This window comes from Proteus sp. ZN5 (assembly GCF_011046025.1).
In the GTDB taxonomy this organism is placed as follows: domain Bacteria; phylum Pseudomonadota; class Gammaproteobacteria; order Enterobacterales; family Enterobacteriaceae; genus Proteus.
This window is the reverse complement of record NZ_CP047639.1, coordinates 3,619,647-3,636,127: the sequence shown is the minus strand read 5'-3', so window position 1 is coordinate 3,636,127 and position 16,481 is coordinate 3,619,647. Positions and strand designations below refer to the sequence as shown.

Here is a 16,481-nt window from a genome sequence, read left to right as displayed (position 1 = left end):
CTCCAGAGTTTCATTATCAACTGCTATTCAATGTAGCTGATTTGATCTTCTTTTGCCTGACTCCGGTCTGGTTTTCCAAGTAAATATTGTTGACGAAAGTAGCTAAAATGAGAAAAAAGCTGTTGTGAGGCTTGAACATCGCCGACACTCTCTAAAATAGAAGCTGCAACTTCTGCTGTACAATGTTGATCTTCTCTTGCTGCTTGGCGAAGTACGTACTCACATTTAATTGCTTCATTTAAAGAAAAAAGAGGCAATGAATCGAGATAAGGGCTTTTGCGAAACATTTTTCGAGCTTCACTCCAAGTACCATCAAGGAGGATAAACAAAGGTGGTTTGCTATTGGCAGGGAGTTGGTTGTATACAACACGTTCACTGGATGCATAGCTTTCAGGGAAGACAACATAAGCTTGCCTATCAGGTGTATTGATTAGATCAAGCAAGGCTTGTTCTGGCTCAGTTCGAGACCATAAAAATGCCTGCGTGTCTGGTAATACATCGGCAATTAATTTCCCTGTATTACTTGGCTTCATCACTTCAGTATCATACATCAATAAACAAAATTGGCTTTTTGCTGGTTGATTGATAATCGTGTCACAAAGGCACTGTTTTTCAGGTAATAAGCAAAAAGAGCAACGTTTTGTACGAAAACCTCGCGCTTTAAAAGGGCGAGTTGAAATCGAAAGTCGATATTGACGAAGTCGAGAGACTGCATTGTCATGCATAACAGATTGACCAATACTCATAAAAAAGAATCGAATATTATCATGTTCACAACAAACAAACTATTCAGTGTGTTTTTATCATAAAAATCATACTGATATATTAGTTATTTATGAGATGAAGTTAATTATCAATTGATCCTGATTAGTTTATCGATTCCTTGCGTGATTCTCTCGGTGACAGTTGCTAAACTATCATGTAATCTGCGCCCCTATTGCAGTTGGAGAGACAAATGAACGATTCTTATGAAGGTAAAAACGGCAAAGTAAAAGTAATGTATGTCCGTAGTGAGGACAACGCCGATAATAAACCTAAAAAACCATCCCGCCGTCCTGAAAATGGTCGTGGTGATAGCCGTGATAACAAACGCGGTGACAACCGTGACGACAAAAATCGTGATAATAGACGTGGCGATAACCGCGACGATAAAAATCGCGATAACAGACGTGGTGATAATAAATTTTCTCGTCGTGATGACCGCGGTGCAGGTAAGCCTTCAGGGCGTGGCGCATCACGTAATGAATCAAAACCTTCTCGCGACAGCGAAGGCGGAAGTTTTTCCCCGTGGAAAACGGTTTCTCGCCCTGCTGGTGAAGAGGCAATTAAAGAGCACGATGGCATTACTGGTAAGAGCCAAATCGATCCTGAACAGCTACGTCGCCAGCGTTTAGAAGAAACGCGTATTTATGGTGAAAATGCCTGCCAAGCAATGTTTAAAAATCGTCCTGATGCGATTGTTCGTGCTTGGTTTTTACAAGATGTGACACCTCGTTTTCGTGATGCATTGAAATGGATGGCAGCAAACCGTAAAGCCTATCACGTTGTTGAAGAAGAAGAGATGGTGAAAGCCGCTCGTACTGATCACCATGGTGGTGTGTGCTTCTTAATTAAAAAACGTGTGGGTCATGATGCAGAAACCTATCTGAAAGATGCACCTGAACATGATTGCGTATTAGCACTTGAAGATGTGGGTAATCCACATAACGTAGGTGCAATTATGCGTAGCTGCGCGCACTTTGGTGTGAAAGGGGTTATCTCTCCTGATTCTGCTGTATTAGAATCTGGTGCTGCTGTTCGTACCGCAGAAGGTGGTGCAGAATATATCCAAGGTATTGATGCTGATAATTTTGCTCAAACGTTAGATAAATTTAAAAAAGCGGGTTATACGCTGGTGGCAACATCAAGTCACAAAGGCAGTGTGCCATTATCAAAAGCACAATTACCTGCGAAAATGGTACTGATCTTAGGTCAAGAAAAAGATGGCTTAAGTGAAAGCACTTTAAATCAAGGTGATATGAGCATTTACATCGGTGGTACTGGTCACGTTGAAAGCTTAAACGTCTCTGTGGCTTCTGGTGTGTTATTAGCAGAATGGTGGCGTCAGCACCAAGGCTAATCGCTTTAAAGTTTTTAAAGATAGTATAAAAACCCCGCTTAATCGTTATGATTTAAGCGGGGTTTTTATTTATACGGTCAATGCTAATTGCATTATTTTCCCGGCGAGAAAGGCGGTTTAGCAAACCAAACCACGATCATCATGATAAGGAAAATACCTGCCGCTAACCAAAAAATCTCATTGGCTGAAATAATTAATCCCTGTTCTGTAATCGTCTTGGCTAAATATGCAGATGCTTGTTCATTTGAAAGACCAAGATCATTCATTTGTTGATACGCCATTTGCGAATCAGGATCGAGTGGATTAATTTTTTCTACAAAGGTTTCATGGTGAAGTGATTCTCTTTGTGTCCAAATCGTTGTAGTTAACGATGCGCCAATTGCCCCAGCCAATGTTCTTAAGAAGTTCGAAAGACTTGATGCTGATGCCATTTTTTCTGGAGGTAGTCCAGATAATGTCATTGTTGTTAATGGCATAAAGAAACACGCAACCGCTAAACCTTGCCAGAATTGAGGCCATGCCACAGTGGCAAAATCCATTCCTGGCTCGAAGGTATAAGCTCGCCAATAAAAACACACAGAAAACATAATAAAGCTAAAGCTGATGATATAGCGCAAATCCACTTTACCACCAAATTTACCTATAATCGGTGTGATTATTAAAGGTAATAAACCTACCGATGCTGATGCTAATCCCGCCCATGTTGCTGTATAACCAAAGACTTCTTGTAAAAGCAGTGGCAGTAAAACAATGGTGCCAAAATAGATCATATAGGCGAGGCTAAGCGTGACACAGCCAATGGTAAAGTTTCGACTCTTAAAGAGAGAAAGGTCTATCACTGGATGATCGTCGGTTAACTCCCAAACAATTAAGAAGCTAAGTGCAACCACTGCCACAATGGTGAGAACTATAATTTCTGTCGAATTAAACCAATCAAGCTCTTTACCCTGATCGAGCATGATTTGTAATGCACCAATACCCACGACAAGTAAAACAAGGCCAATGGTATCTATTGGTTTAATTTCAGTTTTTGTTTCGCGTCCAGCTAAGGTGTTTGATATACACATAATAATCAACACACCAAATGGAACGTTAATAAAAAATATCCATCCCCAATGGTAGTTATCGCTGATATAGCCACCTAAAATCGGTCCTAAAATGGGAGCCACAACAATGGTCACTGACCATAGAGCAAGCGCCATATTTCGTTTGGCTGGTGGATAGTTATTCAATAATAAACTTTGTGATAAAGGAATGAGTGGCCCTGCAACTAAACCTTGAAGTACACGAAAGAAAATAAGCATTTCAAGACTTTGTGAAATACCACAAAGCCAAGATGTTAACGCAAAAAGTGCCGTTGACCACATAAAGAGTCGAACTTCACCAATACGTTTTGCTAACCAACCAGTGATAGGGATAGAAATAGCATTTGCTACCCCAAAAGAAGTAATAACCCAAGTCCCCTGAGAGTTAGAGGCACCTAAGTTTCCTGCAATAGTTGGAATGGCTACGTTAGCGATTGTAGAATCGAGAACTTGCATAAAGGTGGCCAACGCAAGGGCGATGGTCATTAAGGCAAGTTTTCCTCCTTGTAATGGCTCTTTGCTCACCTTTACACCTCGCCTTTATTGTCCTGCATTTTGTTCAATGATTTCATTGATCAGTTTATTAATCTCTGACATATCAATTGTTAAAGCATCAGTATGATAAGCAGGTGCTTGGCGTTCGCTGTGTGATAATACTTTTCCATCAAGGTTAATCGTATCGACAGTTACTTCAGAAGAAAGACCAATACGCAGAGGCTTCTCTGCTAATTCTTTTTCATCTAATGAAATACGCACAGGTAAGCGTTGAACGACTTTTATCCAGTTACCACTAGCATTTTGTGCAGGCAGTAATGAGAATGCACTACCCGTTCCCATATCTAAACCTAATACAGTGCCGTGATAAATGACTTTTTTACCGTAAAAGTCAGTTGTTATCTTTGCAGGTTGACCAATTCGCATATTCGCGAGTTGGGTTTCTTTAAAGTTGGCATCAATCCACATACCCGTTACAGGAACAACAGCCATTAAAGGTTTACCAGGTGAGACTTGTGCACCAACTTGAACGCTACGACGTGAAACATAGCCATCTGTTGGGCTTAAAATTTTAGTACGTTCTAAGGCAAGCCATGCATTACGAACATCGGTAGATGCTTGTAAAACAGAAGGTTGTTTTGCAATTGGAGTATTTAAGATAATTGCTTGATTAGCATTATATTGCTCTCTTGCAACTTCTAAAGCCGCTCTTGCGGTAGAAACAGCTTCTCTGGCGTGTTGAAGTTCTTCTTTACCAATGACGTTGCGTTCACCTAAAACTTCACGGCGGCGAAGATCATTTTGTAATTTAGTGAGCTCTGTTTCACGTAAAACGATGTTTGCTTTTAATTGACGACCATTAATAATTTGCTGATGCATTTGACGAACACTATTAGCTAATGCCGTTTTTGCTTTTTCTAATGCCAGTTTTTCATCACTTGAATCTAATAAAACTAAGGGTTCACCCGCTTTTACAAAATCGGTGTTATCCACATAAACAGTGGTAACAGAACCAGAAATCTGTGGCATCACCATGATTTGATTGCCAGTCACATAAGCATTATCTGTTGTTTCATGATGTCTTAACACCATAAACCAATAAGCGGTGTAAGCCACACCAGCAACAATAAATAGGATGGTTAGTAACAGTAGAACATTTCGGCGAGTTCGTTTTTTATTGCGAATGGGAGCCTGAGGGGGGGTAGTTTCCTCATTAACACTCATTTAGAAGATCTCCATAAAACCAGAAAAACATCATTAGATATGTTTCCAGTATTAAAACTGGAAACATAATTATAAAGTCAATCTTAGAATAATTATTAGCGTGAAGGTAAATTATAAATGCTAATGGGTAAGTATGTTTGCCGATTTATGGCTTAAATAGGATTAGATCAATAAAACTATTTATTATGCTACTTATTCACAACCTTTTTCAGCCAAAGTATCTAATTGTAATAATAACTTACGCATTAGCGTTTCAAGCTGTCTTTGTTCAGATTGATCTAATACAGACCAGATTTGTTTTAAGCACTGATGTTGCGGTGGTAATAAGCTATTTAAAAACTCTTCACCTGCATCAGTTAAATGGAGATGTAAACAACGGCGGTCATTATGGCTTTCACGACGTTCAATCCAGCCTTGCTTTTCAAGCTCATCAGCAATGCGTGTTGCATTCGTTCTTGAAGAGCCTAAAGCTGCACTTAATTCTGATGGTTGAATACTACGATTTTCTGTCGTATCTAAAATCATTAGTGCCATAAATAATGTCTCGTTAATACCCTGAGACTTTAACATATTATTACGACTTTCAAGAAGTTTGCTTTGAACATGCATAGAAAGGCGAGTTAACAAAATTTCTTGATAAGGAATATCTTTGTTAAGCGATTTCTGTTGTGTAGCGCGAGTGTTTAGTAATTCTTCTGTTGGCGTAAATGAGCTTTCCATTTTTAGACACCTTGTTAGTTTCGAAAATTAGGATAATGCTGTTATCAACATGTTAAATGGTATATTAAACACACAATTTAGCAATTTTTATTATTTATAGTCACTATGTTTTTTTGATTATGTTACCTGATTCATAAATTTTCTGAATGATAACACAAAAAAAAGAATAGGTACTTATCTCTTTACAATAAGTTAATAAAATCAATTTATCACTTATCTGACAATGAATAGTAGTCTATTTGCGAAAAAAGGGATCATTTTTTACGATAAAACACGTAATAAATTTATTATCACCATCAATGCTTACCATGTGGACAATACCGAATTGAAATTATTTATATAGTGCTTTATTGGTAAGATTGATATAATTTTCTTAATAAAGAATGGGATGATGATATACATCAATAGTAATCACGCTGTTAAAACATTCACATTTTATTCTGATTAGAGTGGGATTGAAGAAATAATATAACCCATCCTTGGGTCTGAATATTATTCGGCGTGGATTATTGGATCATTTTTATAACCTAAAAACCAAACAATAAGACCGATAACGCCGATGACTAATCCAGCGATGGAAACACCGGTCCATCCATATTGATGATAAGCATAGCCTGATAGTAAAGATCCTAATGCACCACCAATAAAATAGCTTGTCATATAAGCGGCAGTTAGGCGGTTTCTAGCATCAGGTAAAATACGGTATATAGTGCTCTGATTGGTGACATGAACACCCTGAACAGCTAAGTCTAGCAGGACAACGCCAATAATAAAGCTGATGAGCCCAATCCAGTGATAATAAGGTGCAATAATGATAAAACCCCAAGAGAGAAAGAGGATGACTAATCCTACGGTGGTGGTTTTTTTACCTTTTCCTTTATCCACTAATACGCCAGCTTTTCCTGCCATTAATGCACCTGCGGCACCCACAAGACCAAATAAACCAATCACGGCATCTGAGTAATTAAAAGGATCAGAAGCCAATAAAAAGGCCATTGAAGTCCACAATAAACCAAAATGAGCAAAAATAAGTGCGCCAACTAATGAACGAGTTCTTAATACAGGGGTTGTTGCAAATAATTTGAAAATGGAACCTAGCAACTGGAAATAATTTAAGTTTGTTTCACTTTTATAAGTGGGCAAGCAACGCCATAAAGTGATAGCTAAAATCGCTAGAAAAATACTTGCTACCCAGAAAATACCCTGCCAATTAGTAAATGACGCCATTAACCCAGATGCAGTTCTCGCCAGTAAGATCCCAAGTAAAAGACCACTCATAATCGTGCCGACCGCTTTTCCTCGTTGATGAGGTGCAGCAAGGGTTGCAGCAAAAGGAACAAGAATTTGAGCCACGACTGAGAACATACCTGAGAGCGCAGTTCCTATTAACATCACCCAAATATTAGATGCCATAGCGGTAATTAATAGGCCACTTGCTGAAATTAATGTCATAGTAATAATAAGTGAGCGACGTTCAAAAATATCGCCAAGAGGCACTAATAACATTAACCCCACGGCATAACTTAATTGCGCGGTGGTAACTATAAAACCAGCCAAAGTTGCAGATATGTGGAAATAGTTTGCGATTGAATCCAGTAGGGGTTGTGCATAGTAGTTACTGGCAACAACCATACCTGTGGCAACCGCCATAAGTAAAATAAGACCTTTGCTTAGCGATGTTTGTGGCGCGGTGTTTTCCATAATACTCATAACAAATCATTTGTAAGGTAAATGATAGTAACATGAGTCATTTTTTTGAGAAAAGAATTACTGTGATAGAGATGTTCAATTAATTTGATACAAAACCTTAGATTTTATTCTTATAACATATTGTTTTATATAATGAATAAACATTAATTTTAGCTTATTAATAACTAAAAAGCGTAAAAAAGAGCATAGCCAAACACCATATCCATTGAACTGAAACACCAATCAAGGCAAAAGAAAATAGACGTTTAGTTCCTAGCCAGCGAGCTTCCATTGTCTGTTTTTTGGGACGTTTAGGAAATAACGTAGAGAGGCTTTCATCAAAGCTAACATCATCTTGATAGCGATAAAGTACCTGAAAAAAATGGCTATCAAGCCATAAACGAAAAAGGTGATATTGCGTAAATAAAAATAAAAGAGAAGCAACAAAGAAGGCCATTTTATTATGAAAATGAAGGCTAAATACAGGCCATGTGCTTATATAAGGTAATAGTGATAAAAGTAGTAAATAGCGCCAACTTTGTGTTAAAGACACAATCACTTTACCGCTGGTTTTTGTTGTCAGCATAGTTATCTCGTTATTTATTTTGTTGGAAACGCGAATACCAAATTTGTAATGCCTCTTGTGTTTCTGGATTTAAAATCACTTGAGGGCGTGTTTGATACACCTGTTTTATCGCTTCTTCCAAAGTATCTACTGTGCCACTGTAAACTAACCATGCAACTACAATAGTTGCACTGCGCGAATAGCCTAATTTGCAATGAATATAAACTGTCCCTGCTTGGCTAAGCTGTTCCACAGATAACATGGCTTTGCTGATATCATCAGGAGATAATGGTAATAAATCGATTTGAGGTTGCGCTAAATAAAGCTGATTTTGGCTAAACTTGTTTCTTGGCCACTCACAGGTTAAATCAAATACGGCGTTCGCTTTTAATTTATAAAGAGGGCGTCCACCTAATAAAATACCTTCAGTCACTAAACTGGGTGTTTGGCAACGAGTTAAATAATAGCGATAAGTACACCAAGCAAAAAAGCGATAAGGTAATAGGATTATCTGTGCAGAAAGGGGAATTTTACCTTGTGCATTTTTTTGAAAAATAGAAGCGCCTGCCCCTAAATAACCTAAAGCCACAAAAGTTAATGTGATTGCAGGCCAGAGAAAAATCCAAAAGAAACCTTGTAAGCCAAAAGATAACAGATAAAACACCATTGCTGATAACGCATAGTTTTTACTAATACGTAAACTGCGTTTACTGCCTGTAAAATGCCATTTCCAACGAGAGTTTATTGGTAATAAATAACAGATAAACACGCCGACACCAAAGCCCGTAATAATATCGATAAAGTGATGTTGCCACGTTGTCAGTACAGAAACAGCAATAAGCAATGACCATAAATTTAAAAACCATTGCCATGATTTTGGAGTATGTGCGCGAAAACGCAACCAAAGTATCCACAATAAGATTATGTGCAAAGAAGGGGCTTGATTATAAGGTAAATCGAAACCTTCTAATTGGGTAAATAACCAACCAGAAAACCCTTCTGTTGTTGGGCGAATAAAACTAAATTTTAAAGGGAATAATAAAAAACCAGCACAAGCAATAAGAGAGGCAACAATTAAACGTAGGCCATGTATAAATTGTTCTCTTAACGTTGTACAAATAATTAGTGAAATACCATAGGCAATATTCACACTCCAATAAGGAATGATTGTCCAAGGTAAAAAAGGGATCGCTTTTTCCCATGAATAAACAAAAGAAGGAACATCAGATAAAGTGGAAGTATAAGTATTAACTTGCATATAAGTTAAATAGAAAAAAGGGGCAAGAAACAACAGCCATACAATACCAGCAAGCCAGATACTTTTTCTCGATGATGTTATTTGAGTGTGTTGGGTTCCACCCATACTAAAATTCCTTTCTTTGTTTATGCTTCTATTTTTACAAAGGCTTAAGACTATCGCTATATGTTGCCATATAGCGATAGTTTGGTTATTGATGGTGTATTCTGTTAGCGACGTTTTGCTATCGATACACTGAAAATACCCCAATGATCAATTTGTTGATCTAACTTTTCAAAACCTGCTTCATTGACTAAAGCATCCATTTCACCTTGACTACGGCAACGCATGATCCAAGGTTGTCCATTTTGGTGACTAGGTAATACACGAGCAATCATTTCAAGCTGAGGGTGCCAAGGTTGGCAGGTATAAATCAATAAGCCACCACTAGGGATTGCTTGAGATAATCCTTTTAAAGACTCTTTTAGCAGATGATTTTCAGGGAATAATTCATAGAGTCCACTAACAATACCTAAAGTTGGTGACGGAGAAACCGCACTCAAGCTTTCTGCATCAAAGGCGTTACCTTCTTCAAAACGCACTTTGTCTTCTAAGTGGCGTTCTTTAATCGCAATATTGCCTTGTTCAACGTTAATGGTGCTGTAATCACGCATTAAAATCGAATCGACTTTACCATAATCATTAACAGCATCAAAAAGATAGCGACCTTGTCCTGCAGCGATATCCATAATATGCACAGGCATATTATTTTGTATTAATTGGCGAATTGCATAGCGGATAGTATTTTCAATATTGATTTTGCGTTGGCGAATGCCTTGCCAACCAATACTATTTAAATATTGTCTATCAACAACCCGACCAAATAAGCCTTTCCCTTGAGGCTGATTACGATAGACATAGTCCAGTGTCGATCCAGAATCAAAACCTTTATCGTAACCTAGAGCAACACCTTCAGATGCTTTACCTAAAGTACTCATAGAACGGCTAAGTACTTTGTAATAAAGTCTTTTTGGACAATATTTAGGAAGTGGCGTCTGTAATGCGCGATAAACATCTGCACTATGACTCCAAGTATCTTCATGTTGGTAATCATGTTGATAAAGTGGTTGTGCAAATAAGGTTTCAATAAAACTGCGCATTTTATTGATAGGAATAACTCTGTCTTTCTCACCTAAAGTATCGTGGTAAAAGCCAGGTAAGACATGCTTTTCTTTGATAGATGTGTTTAAACGTTCATAGAAAAGATGTTGAGGCTTAGCGTGGACCACATGATCATTGCCTGAAATAAACAACTGTGTTGGTAAAGTAATTGCACTTGCATCTTCAACAACACGATCAGCCGTTTTATAAAGCTCTAATAAAATATTGACGGCAATAGGACGAGTGATCAGCGAGTCTTGGTTAAAAGAGTCGATGCGACTTTGATCATGGGTTAAGTATTTGGCTTTCACGTATGAATTAACATAAAAGAGCCCACGAGCTTTTTGCATCAAGGCAAGGCCTGTGCGTGCAAAAGGGACATATAATTTCACTTTAAATGCAGGGGAAGCTAACACCATACCGCGGATCTTAGGGGCATAATCGTGTACCCAACCAGTAACTAAAACGGCGCCTACACTTTGACCAACAACCAGAATATTCTCCATTGGAATATTATAGTTGGATGAAACGTAATGAACGAATTCGTCTATATCTTTTATTGAAGTTCCCATTGATGGGCTATAACCGCGAGCACCTTGATTTTTACCATGTCCACGAGCATCCCAAGCAAACATTGAAAAATCAGGAAGATCTAACTCATCCACTAGATGAGAAACACGACCTGAGTGTTCATGGCCTCGGTGAAATAAAATAATTGCTTTTGGTTCAGTGGTAATTTGAGCAGGCCAATGGCGATAATACAAAGGTGTTTTATCGCTGGTGGTAAATTCAGACTCAAACATATTCCTTTGAGTTTGATATTGCGGTTGTTGATTCATAACGATGTATCCTTATCTTTATCTGTCATCGTTGATTCTTTTAGTGCGCGATGAATTCGGTGATAACAAGTCAACAAAAGTAATAAATTAATAATAATAAAAAGATAATGCGTGTTTTCTGATAATGTCAGGGAGGGGAATAATCCGATAAAAAAAGCGATAGCACCGAAAATAAAGGCTCTATCACTTTTTCCCATCGGACCATCATAGCGACGAGACGCATGAATAGTTTGGGCAAGCACGCCTAAAAACTCAGTCATTATCATTAAAAAGAGTGCCAGCATGATCCACCAATAGGCTTGTGGAAAAATAAAAGCAAAAGGTAGATAGAGTGCAATGTCTGAAATAACATCGCTGGCTTCATTTAATATCGCCCCAAGCGCACTTTTTTGATTATGTTCTCGTGCAAGCATGCCATCTATGGCATTAAGCGCCATACGAAAAAAGAGGACAAAAGGGAGCAATAAAAATAAATGGGGATAAGGATAAAGCAACAGTAATCCACCAACAGCAATGGATAACAGTAAGGCAAAAAGTGTGACCTGATTTGCTGTGATCCCTTTTGTGAATAACTGTTCTACATAAGGGCGTAATAGAGCTTGAAATTTGGGTTTTAGGTCATAAATTGTCATGACGCATCCTTGTGTTCAAAAGTGCGTATATTACCTCATAATTATAATTTTATTATTAGCTGATTTTTATCTCATTGAATATCTTTATTTCAATACTTTAATTTATTTACGATTTAAACATAAAACTAAGGCTTAAAATTTACTTGAGTTAATAATTATTTAGCTCTCAAAATAAAGAGAAAATAAGATCCGCAAAATTGTAATTATCAGACTGTTCCGTGTCTGTTTTATTCTCTTTATTTTAAAAATGATTAATTTTTCTTTAGTAATATGTACGTAATTATAATTAGGGAATTAAGTGAGGAAAATGAAAAAAAAGAGATATTAAACACCTTATAATAACTAAAGAAATCAGTTCAATTTATTATAAATATTATTTTAGATGAAATTTAAATCTAACAAGAGTGTATTGATAGTGTAGTTATCTGTATTGAGTGATAAGTGCAAAAAAACTAGATAATGATAATTATTATCATTATCATAATTAGCGCTGTTAGTTACATCTATAATCTTCTATCAAACTCATAACCATACAAAAAGATACTACTATTATGATCCATTTCTTAGCAAAAAATGATGCTTATCGTCAGGGAATTGGGATATTTTCATTTTCGTCATCAGCGATAGCATTATTATTGACTTCACTCACTTCGTTAAATAGCTATGCAACTGAAAGTGTAAAACCAGAAATAACGACATCCACAAAGTCGGAAAGTCCTGCACAACCAAAATCGCGTGAAAAGATTATTATTGAACCTATCTATGTATCAGGTGAACTCAACTCGAGTGTTGATGCAGGAAGTACCGTTCTGACATTAAAAGATATTGATAGAATTCAGCCTAATAATATTGCAGAGCTGGTGGATAAATTACCCGGAATTTCATCGTCGGGTTCACCAAGGCCGGGCGGTCAAACATTAAATATCTGGGGGATGGGTAATCCTGAAGATATTAAAATTACCCTTGATGGTACGCCTAAAACCTTTGAGAAATATCGCCAAGGCTCAATTTTTATTGATCCTGAATTAATCCGTCGTATAGATGTTGATAAAGGGCCTCATAATATTACTCAAGGAAATGGCGGTTTTGGTGGTTCGGTGAGAATTGAAACCAAAGATCCCGATGACTTATTACTACCCGATCAGAATATTGGGATGTTTTTAAAATATGGCCACCATACCAACGATAGACAAAATCGTTATAGTGGCGCGGTATACGGTAAATTACTTGATGGTCAAGCTGACGGATTATTCTATTTTAACCGTCGTGAAAGTGACGATCTGCGACGCCCTGATGGAACTAAATTTGGCTATTCACAATCAGATCAGGATTCTTTTTTAATTAAGACTAATATCTATTTAACCGAAGCACAAACATTAACGTTATCAGCATCACGATCAGAAAGTGACGGTTGGACGCCTTGGGCGGCTAAACGTGATGAATTAACTAAACCTAGCCAAGCTGAAGTGGATAAATATGGTTTTGATGCGGCGATGAAACGCAAATTAGTTTATCGTGATCAAAAAGATGACACCTTCAGTGTGAAATGGAATATTCAGCCAGTTGATTCTGATTTAATTAATCTAACGCTTACCTATGGTTATTCAAAAACCAAACAAAATGATAGTCGTCCAGAGACCGCAAGCTCCTACTTTAGTGGCAGTATGGGCAATCAAAGTTGGGTAGATTATCGAAATCATCAAATTGAAATTAAAAATGAAAGCACAATTATGCAAGGTGCTTTAGAGCATAAGGTGTTAGTGGGAACACGTTGGCATCGTAATGATCGTGATGTCTTAATGTTTACTCGTGATAAAGCTAAAAATCCAAATTATAACTATGGATATTATGCGCCTCCTTATATGCCAGAAGGTACGCAAACGACAACCAGTTTCTATCTTCAAGATTCGATGAGCTATAGAAATCTGACGATAACACCGGGCGTTCGCTACGATATCGTTAAAAACCAAGGTAAAGGAAGTCGAGCAATTACCTATCAAGATCCAGATCCCTATTATGGACATGATTACTCTGATGTGACTTATAGCGGGGCAACACCACATTTAGGTTTATTATGGAAGATGAATCAGAATTTCAGATTCTTTGGTGATTTAACTTATACATGGCGAGCACCATTAATTGATGAGCAATATGAAGTACAAGGAAGTGTTTCTAGCTTAACAGGAACAAGTCGTCATCTAGACAAAGAAACCGTAAGAGCTGCACGAATTGGTGCAATTGCGGATTTTGAAAGTGTTATTCAACAAGAAGACCAACTGCAATTAAGAACAACACTGTTTGATACTCGTGGTAAAGACGAAATCTTCCGTCGCCGTGGTGTCTATTGTGAAAGTCAAAAAGTGGATGGGCATAATGGAAATTGCCCACCTTCAATAGGTAATTACCGTAATTTACCGGGTTATCACATCCAAGGACTGGAAATTGAAGCCTTTTATAATAGCCCTAATGTGTTCGGTCGTTTAGCGTATTCAACAATGAAAGGAAAACGTGACCAATCACCGCGCGATCCGTGGTTTGGTCAAAAGACATGGATTGCTGAGATACAACCTGACGCTTTACATGCCACCCTTGGTGTAAAAGTACCAAGTATTAACGTTAATATGGGATGGACGGGAGATTTTATTGGTGCTCAGCGTCGTTCACCAATGGATGCCGATCCTGATGCTGTCTATTGGTCACTACCAAAAAGTAAAGGTTATGCAATACACGGTTTATTTGCGAATTGGGAACCTTCTTTTATAGATAATACTGAGGTTCGTTTTACTGTAGCGAATTTATTTAACCAAGATTATTACCCTTATTTAGGTGAATCAGTTTCAGGTGTAGGGCGTGATTATCGATTTACTGTTGTAAAGCGTTTCTAATATTATTGAAAATAAAAACAGATAAACCCCATAGATATTATGGGGTTTATTGTCATTAAGCATTCAATATTCGATATATTAAATTAATAACCGTGTGATGCAGAAGTTGCAATCATCGCCATCATGGTCGTGAAGAAGAAAATAAAGAAAAGAACAGCCATAACAATACTAATAATAAAGTAAACAAAGCCCGCTCTGTTCCATGTTTCTTGCACTTTCATAAAGGTTTCAACAGAATCGTAATCACCACTTTTCCAAGCCCATTCATTCCCTTTAATACCACAAACAAAAATCCAAACAAGATTAAGTAAAGGAACAAGCGCTAATAATGGAAGATAGGATTTATTACCAAAACCCCAAATAATATTAAACATGAAAGCGCCCCAGTTCCAACGTTTAATTTCTTCAGGTACTGGTTTATTAGTGTAAGACACGATTTATTCCTTATCTAAAATAATAAATATAAAAATGAGAATGCCAAAGTGGCAACTGGAGAAAAGGATAATCATAATTGAAGAAATGAGAGAATGAAAGATAGGTATATCTCTGCTATTAATAAAAAGAATAATCTTAATAATAAAGTAGTATTAAGATGTGTTTAATATTTTATATAAACTTATCTGTCTAATTACATGTGATTTTAGTTTTTTATAAATAAAAACAGGCCACAATAATGTGACCTGTTCTGTGACAATCTTAAATGGAGATTGTTTATTGATTATTTTGCAGCTGCTTGAGCTTGTTCAATCCAACCATCAAAGGTTTTTTGATGTGCTTTGATCCATGCGTTAGCATGACGTTCAATATCTGCCTGTGATTTTTGACCATTATGCATACGTAAGTTTTGCGCATTAATATCGGCTACAGATACTTTCATAACTTCAAAGAGTTTTGCCGCAGCGGGATTTTCTTCAGCCCATTTTTTATTTGCTGCAATATGCATGGTACTTGGCGGAAAGCCATAGTTTTTACCATTTGCTAATGTGGTATCGGTTTTATCATCCCCCGGTAATGAAGAAAAAGGCACTTGTAACCAAACAACATCTTTACCCGGTTTTAATACATCACTTATCCAGTACGGTGTCCATGTGTAATAAAAAATGGGTTTGCCTTCTTTATAGCGAGTAATGGTATCTGCCATCATTGCCGCGTAGTTGCCTTGGTTATGTGTAACAGATTTTTCTAATCCATAGGCTTTTAAGTGATTGTTAATTGCTTCTTCACAACCCCATCCCGGATTACAACCCGTTAAATCGGCTTTACCATCACCATTAGCATCAAATAATTTAGCAATTTTAGGATCTTTTAATTGCTCAATATTCGTAATGTTATATTTCTCTGCCGTTTTCTTATCAATCAAGTAACCTTGAGCGGCATTAACGACATAATCCCCTTTACGATAAAAGGTATTATCACCTCCTGCCGCTGCATATTGTGAATTATGAAGAGGGACCCAACTGACTGCCATAAAAGTGGCATCACCATTGGCGATAGAAGAATAAGCAACGTTATAGTCAACTTCTTTAATTGGCTGAACAGTGTAACCTAATTGTTCGAGTGCTTTATTAACGATTAAAGTTTGAAAGGTTTCTTCAGAAATCGTACTTTGCACGGGTTGAACCGAGATCCCTTTTCCAGGTAAATCAGCAGCGGATAACTGGGTGCTTATCAGTGTGGCGGACAATACTGTTGCCCAGATAACTGGATTACGCATAGTTTTTCCTTCTGTTGTGATGGTAAGAGATAAATAGCGACAGCGAACTGTCGCTTCTATTTCTTATATTGATTGAACGTGATGTTCTTTATTGATTTTTAATTAATAGTAAAAAT

At 37.3% G+C, this 16,481-nt stretch carries 13 protein-coding genes; 2 read left to right on the top strand and 11 right to left on the bottom strand.

Annotated features, from left to right (window positions below):
- Positions 1–23: 23 nt before the first annotated feature.
- A complete protein-coding gene (locus GTK47_RS16780) occupies positions 24–725 on the bottom strand; it encodes a tRNA-uridine aminocarboxypropyltransferase (protein WP_165126722.1) in 702 nt (233 codons plus the stop codon).
- Positions 726–955: 230 nt separating this feature from the next.
- Here GTK47_RS16780 and GTK47_RS16775 point away from each other — a divergent pair, with 230 nt between their 5' ends.
- On the top strand, positions 956–2,119 hold the full coding sequence (locus GTK47_RS16775) for a tRNA/rRNA methyltransferase (protein WP_100159391.1): 1,164 nt from the start codon (positions 956–958) through the stop codon (positions 2,117–2,119).
- A gap of 92 nt (positions 2,120–2,211) precedes the next feature.
- On the opposite strand, the gene emrB is transcribed toward GTK47_RS16775, so the two are convergent.
- The 8 genes from emrB to GTK47_RS16735 form a co-directional block, all read right to left on the bottom strand.
- Positions 2,212–3,729 (bottom strand): multidrug efflux MFS transporter permease subunit EmrB, encoded by a 1,518-nt coding sequence (emrB, locus tag GTK47_RS16770; RefSeq protein ID WP_109402199.1) that lies wholly within the window; start codon positions 3,727–3,729, stop codon positions 2,212–2,214.
- Between the two features lie 15 nt (positions 3,730–3,744).
- Positions 3,745–4,923, bottom strand: coding sequence for a multidrug efflux MFS transporter periplasmic adaptor subunit EmrA (gene emrA, locus GTK47_RS16765; RefSeq protein ID WP_109393394.1), 1,179 nt, complete (start codon positions 4,921–4,923; stop codon positions 3,745–3,747).
- A gap of 192 nt (positions 4,924–5,115) precedes the next feature.
- Positions 5,116–5,643: a transcriptional repressor MprA gene (gene mprA / locus GTK47_RS16760; RefSeq protein WP_023581117.1), complete on the bottom strand. Its 528-nt coding sequence runs from the start codon at positions 5,641–5,643 to the stop codon at positions 5,116–5,118.
- 492 nt (positions 5,644–6,135) lie between these two features.
- Positions 6,136–7,344: an MFS transporter gene (locus GTK47_RS16755; protein ID WP_109402200.1), complete on the bottom strand. Its 1,209-nt coding sequence runs from the start codon at positions 7,342–7,344 to the stop codon at positions 6,136–6,138.
- A 166-nt stretch (positions 7,345–7,510) separates the two neighbouring features.
- A complete protein-coding gene (locus tag GTK47_RS16750) occupies positions 7,511–7,918 on the bottom strand; it encodes a hypothetical protein (RefSeq protein WP_109402201.1) in 408 nt (135 codons plus the stop codon).
- Between the two features lie 10 nt (positions 7,919–7,928).
- Positions 7,929–9,260 carry a phosphatase PAP2/dual specificity phosphatase family protein gene (locus GTK47_RS16745; protein WP_109402202.1) on the bottom strand — a complete coding sequence of 444 codons (1,332 nt, stop codon included), beginning with the start codon at positions 9,258–9,260 and terminating at the stop codon, positions 7,929–7,931.
- A gap of 104 nt (positions 9,261–9,364) precedes the next feature.
- The gene (locus GTK47_RS16740; protein ID WP_109393398.1) at positions 9,365–11,134 is read right to left on the bottom strand and encodes a bifunctional alpha/beta hydrolase/class I SAM-dependent methyltransferase; all 1,770 of its coding nucleotides are present in this window, start codon (positions 11,132–11,134) and stop codon (positions 9,365–9,367) included.
- Positions 11,131–11,766: a CDP-alcohol phosphatidyltransferase family protein gene (locus GTK47_RS16735; protein WP_109393399.1), complete on the bottom strand. Its 636-nt coding sequence runs from the start codon at positions 11,764–11,766 to the stop codon at positions 11,131–11,133. The genes GTK47_RS16740 and GTK47_RS16735 overlap by 4 nt, the downstream gene beginning before the upstream one ends.
- Positions 11,767–12,317: 551 nt before the next feature.
- On the opposite strand from GTK47_RS16735, the gene GTK47_RS16730 reads away from it, so the two are divergent.
- A complete protein-coding gene (locus tag GTK47_RS16730) occupies positions 12,318–14,651 on the top strand; it encodes a TonB-dependent hemoglobin/transferrin/lactoferrin family receptor (protein ID WP_241256041.1) in 2,334 nt (777 codons plus the stop codon).
- Between the two features lie 83 nt (positions 14,652–14,734).
- Here GTK47_RS16730 and GTK47_RS16725 read toward each other — a convergent pair whose 3' ends face one another.
- Both GTK47_RS16725 and proX read right to left on the bottom strand, forming a co-directional pair.
- Entirely contained in the window at positions 14,735–15,085 is a 351-nt protein-coding gene (locus GTK47_RS16725) for a ribonuclease G (protein ID WP_088493467.1), read from the bottom strand.
- Between the two features lie 284 nt (positions 15,086–15,369).
- On the bottom strand, positions 15,370–16,365 hold the full coding sequence (gene proX, locus GTK47_RS16720) for a glycine betaine/L-proline ABC transporter substrate-binding protein ProX (protein WP_075671542.1): 996 nt from the start codon (positions 16,363–16,365) through the stop codon (positions 15,370–15,372).
- Positions 16,366–16,481: the final 116 nt, after the last annotated feature.

What these genes read in the sequence shown, in the direction of transcription:
- GTK47_RS16780 (WP_165126722.1), bottom strand. Translation starts at nt 725, where the DNA reads ATGCATGACAATGCAGTCTCTCGACTTCGTCAATATCGACTTTCGATT.
- mprA (WP_023581117.1), bottom strand. Translation starts at nt 5,643, where the DNA reads ATGGAAAGCTCATTTACGCCAACAGAAGAATTACTAAACACTCGCGCT.
- GTK47_RS16735 (WP_109393399.1), bottom strand. Translation starts at nt 11,766, where the DNA reads ATGACAATTTATGACCTAAAACCCAAATTTCAAGCTCTATTACGCCCT.
- GTK47_RS16775 (WP_100159391.1), top strand. Translation starts at nt 956, where the DNA reads ATGAACGATTCTTATGAAGGTAAAAACGGCAAAGTAAAAGTAATGTAT.
- proX (WP_075671542.1), bottom strand. Translation starts at nt 16,365, where the DNA reads ATGCGTAATCCAGTTATCTGGGCAACAGTATTGTCCGCCACACTGATA.
- GTK47_RS16755 (WP_109402200.1), bottom strand. Translation starts at nt 7,344, where the DNA reads ATGGAAAACACCGCGCCACAAACATCGCTAAGCAAAGGTCTTATTTTA.
- emrA (WP_109393394.1), bottom strand. Translation starts at nt 4,923, where the DNA reads ATGAGTGTTAATGAGGAAACTACCCCCCCTCAGGCTCCCATTCGCAAT.
- GTK47_RS16740 (WP_109393398.1), bottom strand. Translation starts at nt 11,134, where the DNA reads ATGAATCAACAACCGCAATATCAAACTCAAAGGAATATGTTTGAGTCT.
- GTK47_RS16750 (WP_109402201.1), bottom strand. Translation starts at nt 7,918, where the DNA reads ATGCTGACAACAAAAACCAGCGGTAAAGTGATTGTGTCTTTAACACAA.
- GTK47_RS16730 (WP_241256041.1), top strand. Translation starts at nt 12,318, where the DNA reads ATGATCCATTTCTTAGCAAAAAATGATGCTTATCGTCAGGGAATTGGG.
- GTK47_RS16745 (WP_109402202.1), bottom strand. Translation starts at nt 9,260, where the DNA reads ATGGGTGGAACCCAACACACTCAAATAACATCATCGAGAAAAAGTATC.